This window comes from Streptomyces sp. NPDC005302 (assembly GCF_040607345.1).
Taxonomy (GTDB): domain Bacteria; phylum Actinomycetota; class Actinomycetes; order Streptomycetales; family Streptomycetaceae; genus Streptomyces.
Genome location: NZ_JBEXGN010000038.1, coordinates 12,663 through 31,069 on the forward strand (window position 1 = coordinate 12,663; position 18,407 = coordinate 31,069).

The following is an 18,407-nucleotide window of genomic DNA, read 5'->3' on the forward strand; positions in this document are numbered from 1 at the left end:
GTGGCCGCGCGCTGTCACCGGGTGCGGCGAACTACAGGGGCGCGGATCGTTACGAAGGGGCGGCGGGCGGCGCCGGGATGAGGGCCGCGGCCTGGCCTGGTGCAGCGAAAACGCTAGGAGACGACGATCTTGCCGGTGTTCTGCGGGGACACCGGGTCGTTGTAGAAGAACTCGCCGGGCGTGTTGAAGGTGTGCGTGTACGAGTCGCCGGGCATGAGCAGGCCGGTGTCGAACTCGGCCTCGAAGAAGGCGACCGCGCCATGTGCCGTCTTGTTGGAGGCGGGGTTGGTGAAGGTCACCGTGGTGCCCTTGGGGATGGCGAGGTGCTGTGGAGACATCGCGTTTTGAGCGACCAGGTTCTCCGTGACACCCGGCGCGGCTTTCACGCTGTCCCAGACGCGGCCCAGCGTGACGGTGTTGCCCGCCGTGGCGCCGCTGACCGCCGCCACACGGATCTGGTTGCGCTTCGAGGGCGGCACTGGTGCGGCGGCGGGCCCGACCTTGCCGCCGACCTTGAACGCCCAGAGGTGGTCACCCTTGGGGATGTCCGGGTAGGGCAGACCGTTTCCGCCGGCCAGGACCGCGATGTATTGCTCGCCGTCCACCTCGTAGGTCATCGGGCTCGTGTTGACGCCCGCGCCGCACTGCCAGGTCCACAGTTCGTTGCCGGTTGCGTCGTCCAGGGCGGTGAGGACGCCGTCTGGACGTCCCTGGAAGAGCACGCCACTGGCGGTGGACAGGACGCCGTTGCCGTGGGCGAGCGACCAGTCGCCCTCCTGCCGCCAGGAGACCGTGTTGGTGCGCGGATCCACCGCCACGACTCCGCCTGCGAAGTACTCGCCCAGTGGTCGCGCGGTGTTGACCCGGCCGCCGTGGGTGTTGGAGTACGCGGAGTTGATCAGGCCGTACCCGACATAGACGAGCCCGGTGCGGTGGCTGAAGGACGGGGAGGACCAGTCGGCGCCGCCGCCCGCTCCGGGGTAGAGGATGGTCGGCCTGTCCCAGTGCACTTCGAAGAGGCCGCCGGTCGCGTAGAACGGCACGGGACGGGTGGCCTTGTCGATCCGTGGTTCCGTCTCGACGAACGGCTCGCCCCCGGGGAAGGGTTGCGTGGGAGCAGTCTTCTGGGCCTCGTGCTGCGGTACCGGCCGCTCCTCCATGCCGTGGACCGGATTGCCGGTCGCGCGGTCGAGGATGTAGTACATGCCGGTCTTGCTGCCGTAGACGACGACCTTGCGCTTGCGCCCTTCGATCTGGATGTCTGCGAGGACCGGCGACATCACGCCGTCGTAGTCCCAGATGTCGTGGTGGACGGACTGGAAGTGCCAGCGCCGTTTGCCCGTCTTGGCGTCGATGGCCACCAGGCAGTTGGCGAAGAGGTTGTCTCCTCCCCTCGTGGAGCCGTCGGTTCGCGGGTAGGGGTTCCCGAACGTCCAGTAGACGAGGCCGAGTTCGGGATCTACTGCGGGGTGGATCCAGCACACCGCGCCGCCGGTCTTCCAGGTGTCGCCTTCCCAGGTGTCGTGCCCGTACTCGCCGGGACCGGGGGTTCCCCAGAACGTCCAGACGATCTCACCGGTGGCCGCGTTCAGCGCGTAGCCGCGACCGCGGGCGCCGGCTGTGCTGCCCTGGGTGCCGACGTAGATGAGGCCGTCCCAGTAGACGACCGCGCCGGCCAGGCTGCCCCTGCTGCCGCCGCACTGGCCGCTGGCCGGGTCGCAGTCGGGGTCGCCCTGGTCTTCGATGAGCATGGCCTTGGTCCAGACGACCGCACCGGTCTTCTGGTCCAGGCCGTAGACGGTGTTCTCGCCCGAGATGGTGAAGGCGAGACCCTGGCCGAGGGCGACGCCGCGCATGTTGGTGGTCTCGGCGCCGACGTTGGTCTTCCATTCGATGGCGCCGGTCCGCCCGTTGACGGCGAAGATGTTCTGCTGGGTGGTGGCGATGTACAGCACGCCGTCCTGTGCCACGACGGCGCACTGCTGGGCGCGGCCCGTGTCGCCGTCCTCCAGGTTGATGTGCCAGGCCCCGCCGAGCTGCTTCACGTTGCGCGAGGTGATCTTCTTGAGGGCCGAGTAGTTCTGGTTGGCCAGGTTGCCGCCGGCCTTGGGGAAGTCCTTGTCCGTCGGCGTGAAGGCCTGGCGGGGAACGGGAGTTGCCAGCGTCCCGGTTCGTGATTCCGCAGCCTGGGCGGGGGTGTTGAGCATGGCAACGGTCGCCGTCGTGCCTGCAGCGGCGGTGGTGAGGAAACTGCGTCTGTCCATGAACCCTCTTTCGTGGCATGACCCTGCCAGCTCCGGATCCACCTGATGGTCCGGTGGGGGCGAGGGGAAGAGAGAGTGGGAGAGCGGATCTTGGTCCGCTGTGCGGTTTACCAGACCCGCACGATGGTCGCCAGGAGGCGGTTCCATACGTTAAGGACGCCGCGGACGCCTGACAAGGGCTACGACGCGGATTCCTCGACGGAGACCGGTTCCGCGGATGTCAGACGGGCGGGAAGGACGGAACGGGGGATGGGGCCCTTATTCCGTCGGCCCTGCCCCGTCTCCTCCCACGCGTGAGCCAGGATCCCCACCGACCGGCTCAGCACGAACAGGCCTCTGGCCAGCGGTGCGGGGAAGCCGAGTTCGGCGTAGATGACGGCCGTGGCACCGTCGATGTTCATCGGTACAGGCCGGGCGCCGGCCCGGCGCTGCTGCAGTGCACGCTCGACGGCAAGGGCTGCCTGGAGGTGGTCTCCCGCTACGACTCCGGCGGTCACGGCTTCTTCGGTCAGCCGCAGCAGCGGATCGCGGCGCGGGTCCGCCGGGTGGAAGCGGTGGCCGAAGCCGGGAAGGTAGCGGGATCGGGCCTGCCAGAGCGCCATGACCTCACTGGCCGCCGTGTCCCAGTCGTCGGTTTCCAAGTGCAGAGTCCGGATCTCCTCCAGCATCTGCACGCACTGCTGCCCCGCGCCGCCGTGCACGTCGCCGAGCATGTTGACGCCGGTGGCGATTGCGCTGTTGAGGCCAATACCGCAGGTTGCAGCCATGCGTGCGGCGGCGATGGAAGGCGCCTGCGGCCCGTGGTCCACACCCGCCACAAGGGCTGCCTCCAGCAAGGCGGACTGTCTGGGGGAGGGTAGGTCAGCGCGTAGCAGCAGCCAGATCATGTCTACGAGACCAACCGAGCCGATCAGGCTCTGGACGGGCCGGCCACGCAGTTCGATGGAGCCGGGTTCGATGTGGCTGACGTCGGTGGCCCACCACTGCGCGGCCTCGTTCTGTTCCGGTGTGGGTGCACTCATGTGCGGGTTGTCTCCTTCGCGGCGGGTGTGTTGGCAGACCAGCGCGAAGCGAGTTCGTCCCGTTCGTGGTTGTGTTCGCCCAGCAGGGGCGGCGGAGTTCGCGGCAGGAAGGCCTCGCCGTCGAAGAGCACTCCGCTGCCGAGCACAGGAAGAGCGGTGCCCGACCCGTCGGGCCTGCTGAGTTCGGCAATGAACCCCCGGTGCCTCAACTGGGGCTGATCCAGGGCCTGCTGCACGGTGAGAACCCGTGCGGCAGGCACACCAGCGGCCGTGAGCATCCGTTCCCATTCGGCTGCCGGACGCCGGGAGAGCGCGGTGTTGAGAACTGCGTTCAGCTCTTCACGCCGGGCCTTGCGGCCCTCCCGTTCAGCGAAACGGGGATCCGTGATCAGTTCCGGGGCTCCCACCAGCTCGCACAAGACCTCGAACTGGCGCTGTTGGTTGGCCGCGATATTCAGAGGTCCGTCCGCGGTGCGGAACGTGCCGGACGGCGCGGCGGTGGCGTTCTGGTCCCCCATCGGCTCCGGGGGAACTCCGCTGATCATGTAGTTCGACACGGCCCAGCCCATAGCGGACAGCGACGTCTCCAGCATGGAGACGTCCAGTCTGCTGCCCTGCCCTGTGCGCTCCCGGTGCAGCAGGGCAGCACTGATCGCCAGAGCGGCGGAGAGGCCGCCGGTCGTGTCGCAGACCGGGAAGCCAACCCGCAGGGGAGCTGTGTCCAGAGTGCCGGTGACACTCATCATCCCGGAGAGCCCCTGGATGATCTGGTCGTAGGCCGGGGCGTCGCTCATCGGCCCGGTCTGCCCGAAGCCCGAGATCGAACAGCAGATCAGGCGCGGGTTGATCCGGTCGAGCTCGTCCTGGTCGTATCCCATCCGGGACAGGACGCCGGCCCGGAAGTTCTCCAGAAGCACGTCCGCACCAGCGAGCATCTCCTCGAAGACGGCGCGATCTGCCGGCTCCTTGAGATCGAGCTCCACGGACTTTTTGCCGGCGTTCTGAGCCAGAAAGGAGGCGCCGATGCCGGCCCGGTTCAAGTCGGCGTCCGGGCCGAGGTTGCGTGCCAGATCGCCCTGACCGGGGCGTTCTACCTTGATCACCTCTGCCCCGAGCAGCATGAGGTGGTAGCTGCAGTATGGCCCGGCTAGAACATTCGTCAGGTCCAGCACTCTTACGTCATCGAGCGGTCGCACATCCATGGGTGGTTACTCCTCACGCGGTGCCTTCTGAGGGCACCGTCATCGACACGACGGTCAGCCCTTCGGTCCCAGGGGGTGATCGACGAATCCTTGCGACATGATCTGAGCGGCCACCTGGATGAGGTCCTCGGCGAAGTCCTCGACCAGGTCCTGGGTGATGCGAGCGCTGGGGCCGCTGAGGGAGAGCGCGGCGACAACCACGCCCGACCCGGTACTGAGCGGCACCGCCACGGCCGTGAGGCCGACCTCGCGCTCGCCCTGACTCACTGCGTAGCCCTGTCGAGCCGCCTCATCCACCCGCTCCCGCAAACGTTCCGCGTGCGGCGCCCCGTACGGCGAGGCCTGCGCGATCCGCGTCAGCAGGGCATCGCTCGCACCGCGCAGCAGTACCTTGGACGACGCGCCTGCCCACAGGGGGAGCTCGTCGCCCACCCTCACCACGTGGCGCAGCGGCTTGGGACTCTCCTGCTGGGCGACGCACACGCGGTGAATGTCGCGGCGGATCATGACATTGGCGGTCTCACCCCGCCGATTGGCCAGATCCCGCAGCACTTTGACGGTCTCCGCCGGCAATTCCCAGCCCTGACGGGCGAGATGGGCCCAGCGCCACAGCCCGGGGCCTGCGGTGAACCCTGCGTCCGTCAGCCACAGCAGACCGTAGCCCTCAAGCGTCTGCACCAGGCGCACCACGGTGGTCTTCGCCAGACCGGTCGCCTCCACCATCTGCTTCAGTGAGACGACAGGCTGATCCTCAGTCAGCAGCGAAAGGATGTCCAGGGCGCGGCGGACGCTGCGCACACCATTCGGTCCCTGTTCAAGATCCATGGTTTCTCCTTCGTGGGGGTTGCCGGGTGCCCGCCGTGGGTGCGCCGCGACAGCGTCAGGTCGTCGGGAGCGGCACCCAACTGGTGCGCTACCTCAGGGTTCAACTTCTTCCGTGCTGACTATTGCCAAGCCCAACCGGCGCCCGTACGTTACACGCCAGTCCACAAGGCGGTCTACGCAAACCGCTAGATGGCTTAACTGGAGAAGTGATGCTGGAAGTCCTCCTCAAATCCGTCGCCGATGCCGACGTCGTCGACGCACCACCATTCCTCGCGGGGACATGGTCCGGTGAAGGACCAACCGCAGAACGCGCCGGCCCCTACCTGCGGCGAACCGTCAGCCGCGCTCCCACCGCCTCGCCTGCTGAAATCGAGCAGGCGGTCGCCGACGCCCGCCGTTACGCGCCCCAAGTCGCCTCGCTCGCCCCCGCGGCGCGCGCCGAGATCCTTCAGCGCGCCTCCGCTCTTGCCCTGGCCAACCGCGATCAACTCGCCCAGCTGCTGGCCCTCGAGCTCGGGAAACCGGTCAAGGACAGCCGCGTAGAAATCGAGCGAGTCGCCTCTACCTTCGAGGTCTGCGCCGCGGAAGCCCGCCGTATCGACGGAGAGACGCTCCCCGTAGCGGGCTGGAACACCGGAGTCGGCAACAGCGCCTTCACCTACCGGGCGCCGGCCGGCGTCGCGCTGGCCATCACACCGTTCAACGCTCCCGCCAACCTCCTGGCCCACAAGCTCGGAGCCTCCTTCGCTGCGGGCAACACCACCCTCGTGAAGGCCCCGCCGCAGGCGCCCGCCATCTCCACCGCCATCGTGGCCCTGCTCCTCGACAGCCGAATGCCCTACCAGGCAGTCCAGTTGCTGCACGGCGGGGGAGAGGTCGGTGCCGCCCTGTGCGGTGCCACCGAGGTCGACGTCATCAGCTTCACCGGAAGCGCCGCCACAGGGGCGGCCGTCGCACGCGCGGCCGGCGCCAAACGGCTTGCCCTCGAACTCGGCGGCAACGCAGCCACCATCATCTGCGAAGACGCTGACATCGACGCTGCAGCCAAGACAGCGGCACGCACCGGGTACAGCAACTCCGGCCAGAGCTGCATCTCCGTCCAGCGGGTCTACGTCCACCGCAGCCGCTACCCCGACTTCCTGGACGCGTTCGCCGCGGCCGTCGACACGCTGGTCGTCGGCGACCCGATGGACCCCGCCACAGACATCGGATCCATGGTCGATGAGGACGCAGCCGACCGCGTGGTCCGATGGTCTGCCGAGGCCCGCGAGCTGGGAGCCAGCGTCCTGCGCGGCGGCACCCGGGACGGCGCCACAGCTGCCCCGACCATCATCGCCGGCCCACCCGCGCACGCCTCGGTCGTCGTCCACGAGGTCTTCGGTGCCCTCGTCGCCGTCATGCCGTACGACGACTTCAACACCGTCCTGGGGGAATGCAACGCCAGCCGCTACGGACTGCAGGCCGGCCTCTACACCCACGACATCAACCGCATCTTCACCGCCTGGCGCCGCCTCGAAGTGGGCGGCCTGATCGTCAACGGAACGTCGAACTTCCGTCTCGACCACGTCCCCTTCGGCGGGGTGAAGGACTCCGGGTTCGGGCGCGAATCGCCGCGCTGGCTCATCGACGACTACACGGTCGTCAAGACCCTCATGCTCCGCGGCCTGTCCATCTGGGGCGATCGCCATGACCTCACGAAAGAGAACCAGTGACCACCGTAACCGCGGCTGAAGCCCTCGTCACCCAGCTGGAGTCGTACGGCGTCGAGTACGTCTTCGGCACCTGCGGCCACACCAACATCGCCCTGCTCGACGCCCTTGGCCCCAGTCCGATCCACTTCGTCATCGCCCGGCACGAGCAAGCGGCGGCCCACGCCGCCGACGGCTACGCCCGTGCCTCGGGAAAGCCCGGCGTCCTGCTCACGCACGTCGGCCCCGGCATGATGAACGCGGTTACTGGCGTCGCCACCGCCGCCATGGACTCCGTCCCGCTCATCGTCATCTCCGGCGACATCCCCTCCTACTATTACGGCCGCCACCCGCACCAGGAGGTCAACCTCCACGCGGACGCCGACCAGACCGCCATCTACCGGCCCTTCTGCAAGCGCGCCTGGCCCGTCCAGCGCACCGCCGACCTGCCGCGGACCCTGGAGCGCGCCTTCTGGACCGCAACGTCAGGCCGGCCCGGCGCCGTACTCGTCAACGTGCCCATGGACCTCTTCTCGCGCCAAGTCGAGCCCTACATCCCCGGAACCCACGCCACACCCGACAGTGCGCTGCCCGGACTGACGGAAGAGACCGCCGAACGCATCGCCCAGGCCCTGGTCAACGCCGAACGGCCTCTCATCTACTTCGGCGGTGGGCTGCGCACCCCCGAGGCCAAGCAGGCACTGCTCGCACTGGCCGACCACCTCGACATCCCCCTTGCGCACTCCCTCATGGGCAAGGGCGCCATCCCCGACCGCCATCCCCTGCTCCTTGGCATGCCGGGCTTCTGGGGCCTCGACTCCACCCACGCTCACACCAAGGACGCCGATGTCGTCCTAGCACTCGCCACCCGCTTCGCGGAGACCGACGCTAGTTCCTGGGAGGCCGCTTACACGTGGAACTTCCCGCCCAGCAAACTCATCCAGATCGACATCGACCCGGCCGAGATCGGCCGCAACTACCCGGTGGAGATCGGAGCCGTCGCCGACGTCGGCCACTCCGTGCGCGCCATTGACGCCGCCGTGCGAGCCCTGCAGCCCCAACCCACGCGCCGTCCCGGCCTGCGAGAGGCCATCGCCACGAGCCGCGCCGAACTCTTCCGAGTCGCGGACGAGAACGGCGCAAGCAACAACTTCCCCCTGCGCCCTCAGCGCATTCTTGCCGACCTGCGGGCAAGCCTGCCCGGCGACGCGATCCTGGTCACCGACGTCGGCTGGAACAAGAACGGCGTCGCACAGTCCTACGACCTGCCGCCCGAGGGCCGGTTCATCACGCCCGGCGGAGCTTCCACCATGGGCTTCGGACCGGCCGCGGCTGTCGGCGTGCAGATGGCCCAGCCGCAGCGCACCGTGGTCGCCCTCATCGGCGACGGCGGAATGAGCGCCCAGCTGCCTGCCGTGCCGATGGCGGTGGAACAAGGACTGCCGGTCATCTTCGCCGTGATGAACAACCGCGCCCACGGCACCATCTCCGACCTGCAGCGCTCCAACTACGGCCGGGGGTACGGATGTGACTTCACCGCCCCCGACGGCCAGCCCTACAGCCCCGACTTCGCCGCCTACGGAAGGTCATGCGGCGCCGACGGCTACGAAGTGGCGTCCGCGGAGGACCTGGCCAAGGTGATCTCCACCGCCGTGGAGCGTCGACGGCCCGCAGTCATCGACATTCCCATGGTCAACGAGCCGGTCCCCACGCCCGGTCACTGGAACATCAACGACATCTACCAGGGCAAGTTTCAGGACGAAGGATGATTTCCATGCGCGCAAGAATCCGTCACACCGTCACCGTTCCTGCCGTCGCTCTCAGCGCCCTTCTCGCCGCGTCCGCGTGCAGCGCCCCGGGCGACTCCTCGTCGGACGAGGCCGGCAGCAGCGGACCCATCAAGCTCGCCGTAGTGGACGCCCAGAGCGGTCAGCTCGCATCCCTGGGGGACTGGGAGGCCAAGGGCGCCAAGCTCGCGGTCGACGAGTGGAACAAGAAGGGCGGCATCAACGGCCGCAAGATCAAACTGACGGTCTTCGACGACCAGGGAGACCCGACCACCGGCACCAACATCGCGCGCAAACTGGACAGCGGGAACTACATAGCGATGATCGGCACCGCCGAGAGCGCCGTGACCGTCGCCATGGCCCCCATCCTCCAGCAGGCCCAGATCCCCAACATCACCTCCGGCCAGGCGACGGCCCTTGTCGACGTCAAGAGCCCCTTCCTCTTCCTCAACGGGCCCACCAGCACCACCTACGACTCCACGCTGGCCGACTATCTGGTCAACACGAAGAAGTACAAGAAGATCGCACTGATCTCCAACAACGGCTCCTACGGCAAGGGCGAGCACGACGCCTTCACCGCCGCACTGAAGAAGGCCGGCATCACCCCCGTCGCCGACCAGGTCGTCACCACCGACCAGAAAGACTTCAGCGCCTCCCTCTCGCGCATCCGTCAGGCCAAGCCCGACGCCATCTTCCTCGGATCCGAAGAGGTCGAGGCCGGCCTCATCGTCAAGCAGGCCCGCGACCTCGGCATCAAGGCCCCCTTCGCCGGCGCCGCCCCGCAGGGCACGCCTGTCTTCACCGACACCGCCGGCGCCACGAACGCCGAAGGCACCATCGTCAGCTCCCCGTACCTGAGCAACGAGATCAGCGACGCCAGCCGCTCCTTCGCCGCCGCGTACAAGGCCAAGTACGGCAAGGAGGCGGAACTGCACGGAGCCAAGGCCTACGACGGCACCAACATCGTGCTCACCGCTCTGAAGAACACCAAGGTGGCCACCGGCAAGAAGCTCGCCGACGAGATCCGCGCCACCAAGTACCAGGGCCTGCTCGGCGACTTCGCCTACGACAACACCGGCGTCGGCATCTTCAAGACCACCATCGGCGTCATCAAGGACGGCAAGCTCTCCGCAGCTCAGTAGGGCCGCCTCGCCCGCCAGCCCGTCGAGCCGAGAGCCGGGCTCCGCAACCGGCTTCAGGGAGCCACCATGCAAGTCACCATGCAAACCCTCGTCGGAGGGCTCAGCCTGGGCGCGATCTACGCGCTGATCGCTGTCGGCTTCTCCGTCGTCTACCGCACCATGGGCCTCGTCAACTTCGCACATGCCGACGTTGCGATGATCGGTGCTTACGCCTGTTCCACGTTCTACCTCACCTCGCACGTCCCGTTCGTCGCAGCCATCCTCATCTCGATCGTCGTCACGGGCATCATCGGTTTGGTCATCGAGCGGGTGCTGCGCCCGCTGGAGAACAAGGACTTCGACCTCATGCTGATCGGCACCATCGGTTTCGGCACCGTCCTCCAGGCGGCCGCGACGCTGATCTGGGGGACCACAGGACGGGCCATGCCCTCACCGATCACGTCCGGCCCCCTGGAGATCATGGGTGTCCGTATCCGCACCTACGACCTGATGGTCATCGCCATCACCGCAGCCTCCGTGGTCCTGCTCACGCTCTTCCTCCAGCGCACCAAGCCAGGAGCCGCGATGCAAGCGGTAGCCATGGACCACGAGGCCGCAACCGCCGTAGGCATCCACGTCGGCCGCAGCAACGCCCTCGCGTTCGCGATAGGCGCCGGCATCGCAGCTCTGGCCGGAAGCCTCGCCGGACCCATGCTGTACGTAGACGCCACCCTGGGCGGGGCCCTAGGGGTCAAGGGCTTCGCCGCAGCCATGCTCGGCGGATTCGGCAGCATTCCGGGCGCAGTGGTGGGAGGCCTGGCCATCGGAGTCCTGGACTCCTACGCAGGAGACCACTTCCAGGGCTACAGCGTCCTGGTCACCTTCCTCGTCTTCACCGCAGCCATCATGATCCGCCCGACCGGCATCTTCGGCGAGAGGACGGTGAGCCGAGCGTGAGCATCCTCAGATCAAAGCCTGGGCTCATCCTGCTGGCCTGCGTAGCGGCCTACGCCCTTCCCTACGGCCTCAACAGCTACTCCATCCACGTGGTGGACATCGCCATCATCTTCGCCCTCCTCGCCGTCGGCATGGGTCTCGTCATGGGCGTCGCGGGCCAGATCAACCTCGCCCAGGTCGCGTTCTTCGGCGTCGGGGCCTACATCACCGCCATCCTCACCACCCACTCCGGATACGGTTTCTGGACAGCCGCGATCGTCGGCATCGCAACGACGATGCTCGTAGGCCTGCTCGTGGGCCTGCCGGCCCTGCGCATGCAATCCCACTACCTCGGCATCGTCACGCTCGGACTCGCGCTGGGATTCGTCAACTGGATCACCAACGCGGAGATCACCGGGGGTGCGGACGGCATCTCGGGCATCCCCGTGCCACCGCTCTTCGGGATCGACCTTGCCGACGAGTACATGTACTACTACCTCGAGATCGTGGTCTTCGCCCTGGCACTCGCCTTCGGCAGCTTCGTGGTGCGCACCCGGCTGGGACGCCGGCTGCGCGCGATGCGGGATGACTCCCTCGCCGCCGGCGCCATGGGCGCGGAAATTCCCCTGCTGCGCATGACCGCCTTCCTTCTCGCCAGTGCTTATGGGGGAGTGGCCGGCATCCTCTATGCCGGCCTCATCCGGTACGTGGCACCCGAGACCTTCAGCCTCAGCAACATGTTCCTGCTGCTGGCCATGGTCATCATCGGCGGCCGGCGCAGCCTCATCGGCTGCGTGGTCGGCGCGGTCGGCCTCGTACTGATCCGCGAAGCCCTCGTCGACTTCGCCGTCTACGCCCAACTCGGCTACGGCATCGTCGTCGTCCTCATGGTGGTGTTCGCCCCCACGGGGATAGCGGGGGTCCCCGAGCGCGTCAGGGACGCCATCAGCCGCCGCCGCAGGAATGGCGACGACGTACACGCTCCGGAACTCGGGCCCTATGCGCCGGCTCCCGTCCCTGAGGGCCATGCGTTCGATGGTCAGGACGACAGTGGACCGGCGCTGGTCATCAGCCACGTCACCAAGCGCTTCGGTGCGCTGACCGCGCTCAGCGACGTGACGCTGACCGTGGACCGCGGTGAGATCCGCGGCATCGTGGGACCCAACGGGTCCGGCAAAACCACCCTGTTCAATGTGATCAGCGGACTGTACCGGCCGTCCGGAGGCACCGTCACCGGCGTCGGCCGCGATATAGGCCGGGCACGTCCGTATCAGCTGTCCTTGGCTGGAATGGCGCGCACCTTCCAGAACTTGCGCCTCTTCTCCCAGATGACCGTCCGCGAGAACGTCCTCGTCGTGCTCGACCGGTCCCGCACCAGCAAGGTCTGGCAGTACGCCGTGTGGCCCGTCGGCGTCATCTCCAACGAACACCACCTGCAGGCCCAGGCCGACCAGATTCTGAAGGAGTACGGACTCACTGCCTTCGCGGACGCCCACCCGCAGTCGCTTCCCTACGGCATCCAGCGGCGGATCGAGATTGCGCGGGCCATGGCGGGACGTCCCAGCTTGCTCCTCCTGGACGAGCCGGCAGCCGGCCTCAATGGTGAGGAGGTCGGTCAGCTTTCGGCCATCGTTCGCTCGATCCGCGATCAAGGCGTCACCGTTGTCCTCATCGAGCACAACATGGGACTGGTCATGTCCCTGTGTGAACGGATCACCGTACTCGCCGCAGGCAACGTCATCGCCGACGGGACACCCGCCGAAGTGGCCGCGACCCCCGAGGTCATCGAGGCCTACCTCGGCGACTCGGCGACGGCAGCCGAAATACACATTGACGTCGCACCGGAGGTTTCACGATGACGACCACCGCTGCCGAACCCGCCGCATCCGACGCTGACACTGACAGCCTCGCCGTCACAGACCTGACCGTTCACTACGGCGGAGTGTGTGCGGTCAGGTCAGTGGCGCTGAGCGTCGCCCCGGGCGAGTCCATGGGGATCATCGGCTCCAACGGCGCAGGCAAGACCTCCACGCTCAAGGCCCTGATGGGGCTTGTCCCGCGTACCAGCGGGCGGATCACACTCGGTGACACCGACCTCAGCAAGGTACGAGCTCGCGACATGGTCCGGCACGGCGTCGGCTACGTTCCCGAGGGCCGCCACGTCTTCCCGGGGCTTTCCGTCGAGAAGAACCTGATGCTCGGCGCCTACCACCGGCCGTGGAAGGGGGAAACACGCGACATCCTCGCGCACGTCTTCGACCTGTTCCCCGTCCTGCGGGATTTCCGCAGCAGGGCAGCCGGCGACCTGTCGGGAGGGCAGCAGCAAATGCTGGCCATCGGACGGGCGCTCATGTCCAAGCCGAGGCTGCTCCTGCTGGACGAACCATCGATGGGGCTATCACCAAAGCTGATCGAAAACGTACTGGAGATCCTCGTACGACTGCGCGGCGAAGGGCTGGGCCTCCTGTTGGTCGAACAGAACGCCAAGCTGACCTTCGGAGTCACCAGCCACTGCCTGGTGATGGAGAACGGCTCGGTGGCCATGTCCGGCACCTCGGAGGAACTCGCACACGACGAGCGAGTACGGCAGATCTACCTGGGGCTGTGAGTCAGCCCGAACTGCCGCCCTCGCACACGACCACTCCGGGCTGCACCGGTCAACCACTGGGCCGCGTCACGCCGGACGCGGCCCATGCGACCGCCTGATCCGCCAAAAGGGCCTGCGAGTCCGCTACCTCGAGACGGCACAGGCCCGGCCCGGAACACCCAGCCCCACGGCACCTCGTTAGGGATCGCCCCATGACCGAACCCTGGGACCGCCAGGTCGACCTCCTTGTCATCGGTTCCGGTGCGGGTGGCCTCGGCGCTGCCGTCGTCGGAGCGCAAGAGGGCCTGGCCGTCCTCGTGATGGAAAAGAGCGAATGGCTCGGCGGCACCACCGCCTACTCGGCCGGCACAGTCTGGGCTCCCGGACACCGCCACCAAAACGATCCTGCCGCCGACACCGCGGCGGCCCAGAACTATCTGGACAACCTCGTTGGTGACCGCGCCCCCAAGGAACTGCGGGAGAGCTACCTCGTCCACGCACCCGCGGCGATCGACTACCTGGAGCGCGTCGGTGTCGGGTTCTGGCACTCCGCAGCAGCGGTCGACTACCACCCCGAAATACCGGGTTGCGGCGTCGGCCGGGCCCTGGAACCCCACACCTTCGATGGTCGCAAGCTCGGCAAAGGTCACTTCGGTCGGGTCCGTCGTCCCATACCGGAATTCGCTCTCTTCGGCGGAACCCTCATGGTCCGCCGCTCGGAAGTCAACGATCTCCTTTCCGTCTTCCACGGCTCGGCGCGCGGCACGGCCATCGCACTTCGCCTCGGTATGCGCTGGGCAATGGACATGATCCGCCACCCTCGCGGCACTCGCCTCGCCATGGGCAACGCGCTCACCGCGAGCCTCTTTCACCAGCTTCTGCAGCGCAAAGGTGACGTGTGGTTTGGGGCACGGGCCACCGAACTGATCGCTGACGCAGGCCGAGTGACGGGCGCGGTCGTCACGCAGCAGGGGCGCGCCGTGCGGATCGGCGCCAGAGCTGGTGTCATCCTTGCCGCCGGCGGGTTCTCCGCCAGCTCAGAACTGAGGACCCGCTACCTGCCCGCGCCCACCGCGCAGTTCACCCCTGCGGCTGAGGGAGCCACCGGCGACTCTCTGGCGCTTGCTCGTCTGGTGGGAGGGGCGACGACAGAGTCCAAGGACGACAACGCCCTGTGGTTCCCGAGTTCCATCGGCCGCCGACGGGACGGATCTACGGCCGTCTTCCCTCACATCTGGGACCGGGCCAAGCCCGGAATCGTTGCGGTCAACGCCGCAGGACGCCGGTTTGTGGACGAGTCGGTGTCGTATCACCGCTTTGTTCGGGCCATGTTCGCAGAACATGCGTCCGTTCCCACAATCCCAGCCTGGCTGGTGACCGATGCGCGAGCCCTGTCCGCATACGGCCTTGGCATGATCCGGCCCCACACTCCGCTGCCGCTGCTCAAGCGCCACATTCAAACCGGGTACCTGCGCACCGCACCATCCGTACACGACCTCGCAACGACCATCGGAGTCGACCCCAGCCGTCTCACACGCACAATCGTGGACACCAACCGCTTCGCCCGCACTGGTCTTGACGAGGAATTCGGAAAAGGCTCTCACCCCTACGGACAGCAGTTCGGCGATCCAATCCACGCACCCAACGTGAACCTCGGCCCCATCGAGCACGCACCCTTCTACGCCATCGCCGTCGTCCCTACGCCACTAGCCACAACGCTCGGCCTCAGGACCAGCCCCGAAGCCCAGGTACTTGACCACAGTGGCAGGCCCATTGACGGCCTATACGCCTGTGGCAACGACGCGAACTCGCCCACCGCATCGGAATACCCAGGAGCTGGTTGCCAGGTTGGTGCCGCCCTCACCTTCGGCTACCTGGCCGCCCTTCACGCGGCCCGCGCGCTTCCACACCCCGGCTGACTACTGCTGATCAGACAGCCCGATATGACGAGGGGGTGACGCCGACAATCCGTCCGCCACAGACGCGTTGGAGGACCGCATCGTGGGTGCCCGCACTCGCCTTCAGCGAGCAGGCTTACCGGCCGCCGACCGCGAGCAGTACGTGATCTGTGCGCCGAGACCTGTGGTACCCGAGGCCTTCACTCGCATCTCCCCCTCCTGGAAGAGAGCACAGCATGCCCCTGGCACCGTCCTCATACCTGATCGGTCTCATCGGATCCGGCATTGGCCCCTCACTCAGTCCGGCCCTCCACGAGCGCGAGGCCGACCACCATGTCCTCCGGTTGCTCTACCGCACCCTCGACCTCGACGATCTCGGCTTGGACGCCAGCGACGTGGGCGAGCTTGTTCACACGGCACGACGACTCGGCTTCGATGGGCTCAACATCACGCACCCTGGCAAGCAGACGGTCATCCCTTACCTTGACGACCTGTCCGAAGACGCAAGAGTGCTGGGCGCGGTGAACACCGTGGTGTTCGGACCAGACGGCAGGTCATGCGGGCACAACACAGACTGGACCGGGTTCGCCAAGTCCTTCGCTCAGGGGCTGAAAGACGCCCCCACTCGTAGGGTCGTGCAGCTCGGCGCCGGGGGCGCCGGCGCTGCCGTGGCGCACGCGATGCTCACGCTCGGAGCCGCCCAGCTCACCGTGATCGATGTCGATGCGGACCGAGCTTCAGCGCTGGCCGTAGAACTCGTGGCACGTTTCGGGGCGGACCGAGTCTCCACGGCGTCCCAAGACGAGCTTGGCCCCCTGCTCATGACTGCCGACGGACTCGTTCATGCCACCCCGACGGGGATGGCCCACCACCCAGGGCTGCCGCTCCCCACGGAACTGCTGCATCCAGGACTTTGGGTCGCCGATGTGGTCTACCGGCCACTCGACACGGAACTGCTGATCCAGGCTCGAGCCCTCGGTTGCCGCACCCTGGACGGCGGTGGAATGGCCGTCCATCAGGCCGCACAGGCCTTCAGGCTGTTCACCGGATGCGAGCCCGATCCCGACCGGATGCTGGCTCACATGGCTGCCCTCGTCTCCGCGTAATCAGACAGGAGCCCGATATGCGCACGTCCATCGCCACCGTCTCCCTCAGTGGTTCCCTCACCGAGAAGCTGGAGGCCGTCTCACGGGCCGGGTTCGACGGCGTGGAGATCTTCGAGAACGATCTGCTCGGATGTCCGCTCGCTCCCGAGCAGGTCCGCGGGCGAGCCGCCGATCTGGGCTTGTCCATCGACCTCTACCAGCCCTTCCGGGACTTCGATTCGACGTCCCCCGAGCGGCTGCGGGCCAACCTGCGCAGAGCCGAGCACAAGTTTCGACTGATGGAACGCGTCGGCGCCGACACTTTGTTGGTCTGCTCAAATGCGTCCCCCGACGCAGTCACCGATGACGATCTCGCCGCTGAGCAACTGCGGCTACTTGCAGAGCGCGCGGCAGACCACGGCATCAAAATCGCCTACGAGGCGCTGGCATGGGGTCGGCACGTCAACACCTATCTGCACGCCTGGCGGATCGTCAGGGCGGCTGAGCATCCGAACCTGGGGAACTGCCTGGACAGCTTTCACATACTCTCGCGCGGCTCAGATCCGGGCGGTATCGAAGCCATTCCAGGCGAGAAGATCTTCTTCCTGCAACTGGCCGACGCACCGCTCCTCGCCATGGATGTGCTCCAGTGGAGCCGCCACTATCGCTGCTTCCCAGGTCAAGGAGGCTTCGACCTGACGAGGCTGCTCGCACACGTCCTGCGTACCGGCTATGCGGGTCCCCGGTCACTTGAGATCTTCAACGACAACTTCCGACAGGCCGACACCGGGCGAACCGCTGTCGACGCGATGCGATCGCTGATTGCGCTAGAGGAGTCTGTCTCAGAGACCCTCCCCGGCGGCGCTTCTATCCCACCGCCAATGCAGCCCAGCCAATTTGCATTCGCTGAAATCGGGACATCCGAACCCACGCGCCTTGGTAGTCTGCTCGGAGTTCTGGGATTTGCCCGCACTGGAGAGCACGCCACCAAGCCGGTGGAACTCTGGGAACAGTCCGGAGCTAGGATCCTCCTCAATCGAGTGCTCCCGAAGGCGGCTCGCGGTGAGACGTCGCTGGTGGCCCTCGGGCTGGACTCGCCGGACCCAAAGGCCTCCACCGCGCGCGCCAACTCTCTGCTTGCACCGGTGCTTCCACGGCATCGAGCTCCCGATGAGGCATTGCTGAACGCCGTGGCGGCACCGGACGGCACCGAACTATTTTTCTGCGATGCGACGAACCCACTGTGGCGGCAGGACTTCTCCCCTGCTGCCCCACCCGACGACAGCACAGGTTCCGTGCAGGCCATCGACCACGTCGTGCTCGCGCATCCCTGGGACCAGTTCGACGAGGCCGCGCTCTTCTACCGGGCCGTACTCGGTCTGAAGCCTCACGAAAGCGTCGAGGTCGCCGACCCTTACGGGCTCTTGCGCAGCCGGGCGATGACCAACACCGCGGGCACCCTCCGGCTGGTCTTGAACATGGCCAAGGTCGGTACTCGCGGCCTACCAGGACAACACATCGCTCTCGTCGACGAGGACATCCGCGCCACCGCCCGCCGCCTCCTTGACCTACCAGAAAGGGTCACGCTCCCGATCCCCGACAACTATTACGACGACCTGCAGGCCCGCTTTGACCTCGGCGACGAACACCACCGGGAACTGCGCGAGCTCGGCCTTATGTACGACCGAGACGAGCAGGGCGAGTTCCTGCACCTCTACACCCTCACGATCGGCCGTGTCTTTTTCGAACTTGTACAGCGCATCGACGGCTACCAGGGCTTCGGCATGATCAACGCCCCAGCAAGGTTGGCCGCCCAACACGCCCCATCGTCCGCGGACCTGCCGCTCGAGCAGTAGAGGCGCCCGATCGCCCACAGCAACCGGCCGCAATTGGGTTGGATGTTCCCGTAAAGGGAGGGGCTTCGGCCGAACTGGCGGATCACAACTGGTTCGCGATGTCGCTAGTGAAAGGAATAGAATTGCCTTCGCCTCA

Annotated in this window: 13 protein-coding genes; 9 read left to right on the forward strand and 4 right to left on the reverse strand. The window is 66.9% G+C overall.

Annotated elements, in window-relative coordinates:
- Positions 1-113: 113 nt before the first annotated feature.
- The 4 genes from ABZT74_RS33465 to ABZT74_RS33480 form a co-directional block, all read right to left on the reverse strand.
- On the reverse strand, positions 114-2,264 hold the full coding sequence (locus ABZT74_RS33465; RefSeq protein WP_356441082.1) for a PQQ-binding-like beta-propeller repeat protein: 2,151 nt from the start codon (positions 2,262-2,264) through the stop codon (positions 114-116).
- Positions 2,265-2,443: 179 nt separating this feature from the next.
- Positions 2,444-3,286, reverse strand: coding sequence for a citryl-CoA lyase (locus ABZT74_RS33470; protein ID WP_356441085.1), 843 nt, complete (start codon positions 3,284-3,286; stop codon positions 2,444-2,446).
- A complete protein-coding gene (locus ABZT74_RS33475; protein WP_356441088.1) occupies positions 3,283-4,488 on the reverse strand; it encodes a CoA transferase in 1,206 nt (401 codons plus the stop codon). Before ABZT74_RS33475 ends, ABZT74_RS33470 begins: the two co-directional genes overlap by 4 nt.
- A gap of 54 nt (positions 4,489-4,542) precedes the next feature.
- Positions 4,543-5,313, reverse strand: a complete 771-nt coding sequence (locus ABZT74_RS33480) for an IclR family transcriptional regulator (RefSeq protein WP_356441091.1) — start codon at positions 5,311-5,313, stop codon at positions 4,543-4,545.
- 209 nt (positions 5,314-5,522) lie between these two features.
- Here ABZT74_RS33480 and ABZT74_RS33485 point away from each other — a divergent pair, with 209 nt between their 5' ends.
- From ABZT74_RS33485 to ABZT74_RS33525, 9 genes are all read left to right on the forward strand, one after another.
- Complete coding sequence (locus tag ABZT74_RS33485) at positions 5,523-7,025, forward strand: aldehyde dehydrogenase family protein (RefSeq protein WP_356441095.1); 1,503 nt, start codon at positions 5,523-5,525, stop codon at positions 7,023-7,025.
- The gene (locus ABZT74_RS33490) at positions 7,022-8,770 is read left to right on the forward strand and encodes a thiamine pyrophosphate-binding protein (protein WP_356441097.1); all 1,749 of its coding nucleotides are present in this window, start codon (positions 7,022-7,024) and stop codon (positions 8,768-8,770) included. The genes ABZT74_RS33485 and ABZT74_RS33490 overlap by 4 nt, the downstream gene beginning before the upstream one ends.
- A gap of 5 nt (positions 8,771-8,775) precedes the next feature.
- Positions 8,776-9,930, forward strand: coding sequence for an ABC transporter substrate-binding protein (locus ABZT74_RS33495; protein ID WP_356441100.1), 1,155 nt, complete (start codon positions 8,776-8,778; stop codon positions 9,928-9,930).
- Between the two features lie 66 nt (positions 9,931-9,996).
- Complete coding sequence (locus tag ABZT74_RS33500; RefSeq protein ID WP_356441103.1) at positions 9,997-10,866, forward strand: branched-chain amino acid ABC transporter permease; 870 nt, start codon at positions 9,997-9,999, stop codon at positions 10,864-10,866.
- Entirely contained in the window at positions 10,863-12,704 is a 1,842-nt protein-coding gene (locus tag ABZT74_RS33505) for a branched-chain amino acid ABC transporter ATP-binding protein/permease (RefSeq protein ID WP_356441106.1), read from the forward strand. The genes ABZT74_RS33500 and ABZT74_RS33505 overlap by 4 nt, the downstream gene beginning before the upstream one ends.
- Positions 12,701-13,453 (forward strand): ABC transporter ATP-binding protein, encoded by a 753-nt coding sequence (locus tag ABZT74_RS33510; protein WP_356441111.1) that lies wholly within the window; start codon positions 12,701-12,703, stop codon positions 13,451-13,453. Before ABZT74_RS33505 ends, ABZT74_RS33510 begins: the two co-directional genes overlap by 4 nt.
- Positions 13,454-13,644: 191 nt before the next feature.
- Positions 13,645-15,351 carry an FAD-binding protein gene (locus tag ABZT74_RS33515; protein ID WP_356441114.1) on the forward strand — a complete coding sequence of 569 codons (1,707 nt, stop codon included), beginning with the start codon at positions 13,645-13,647 and terminating at the stop codon, positions 15,349-15,351.
- A 221-nt stretch (positions 15,352-15,572) separates the two neighbouring features.
- Positions 15,573-16,436, forward strand: a complete 864-nt coding sequence (locus ABZT74_RS33520) for a shikimate dehydrogenase (protein WP_356441139.1) — start codon at positions 15,573-15,575, stop codon at positions 16,434-16,436.
- 17 nt (positions 16,437-16,453) lie between these two features.
- Positions 16,454-18,271: a TIM barrel protein gene (locus ABZT74_RS33525; protein ID WP_356441117.1), complete on the forward strand. Its 1,818-nt coding sequence runs from the start codon at positions 16,454-16,456 to the stop codon at positions 18,269-18,271.
- The last annotated feature ends 136 nt before the right edge of the window (positions 18,272-18,407 follow it).

Bases quoted from the DNA above. Each gene is read 5' to 3' on its own strand.
- ABZT74_RS33500 (WP_356441103.1), top strand. From the start codon at position 9,997: ATGCAAGTCACCATGCAAACCCTCGTCGGAGGGCTCAGCCTGGGCGCG.
- ABZT74_RS33525 (WP_356441117.1), top strand. From the start codon at position 16,454: ATGCGCACGTCCATCGCCACCGTCTCCCTCAGTGGTTCCCTCACCGAG.
- ABZT74_RS33495 (WP_356441100.1), top strand. From the start codon at position 8,776: ATGCGCGCAAGAATCCGTCACACCGTCACCGTTCCTGCCGTCGCTCTC.
- ABZT74_RS33510 (WP_356441111.1), top strand. From the start codon at position 12,701: ATGACGACCACCGCTGCCGAACCCGCCGCATCCGACGCTGACACTGAC.
- ABZT74_RS33485 (WP_356441095.1), top strand. From the start codon at position 5,523: ATGCTGGAAGTCCTCCTCAAATCCGTCGCCGATGCCGACGTCGTCGAC.
- ABZT74_RS33515 (WP_356441114.1), top strand. From the start codon at position 13,645: ATGACCGAACCCTGGGACCGCCAGGTCGACCTCCTTGTCATCGGTTCC.
- ABZT74_RS33470 (WP_356441085.1), bottom strand. From the start codon at position 3,286: ATGAGTGCACCCACACCGGAACAGAACGAGGCCGCGCAGTGGTGGGCC.
- ABZT74_RS33475 (WP_356441088.1), bottom strand. From the start codon at position 4,488: ATGGATGTGCGACCGCTCGATGACGTAAGAGTGCTGGACCTGACGAAT.
- ABZT74_RS33465 (WP_356441082.1), bottom strand. From the start codon at position 2,264: ATGGACAGACGCAGTTTCCTCACCACCGCCGCTGCAGGCACGACGGCG.
- ABZT74_RS33480 (WP_356441091.1), bottom strand. From the start codon at position 5,313: ATGGATCTTGAACAGGGACCGAATGGTGTGCGCAGCGTCCGCCGCGCC.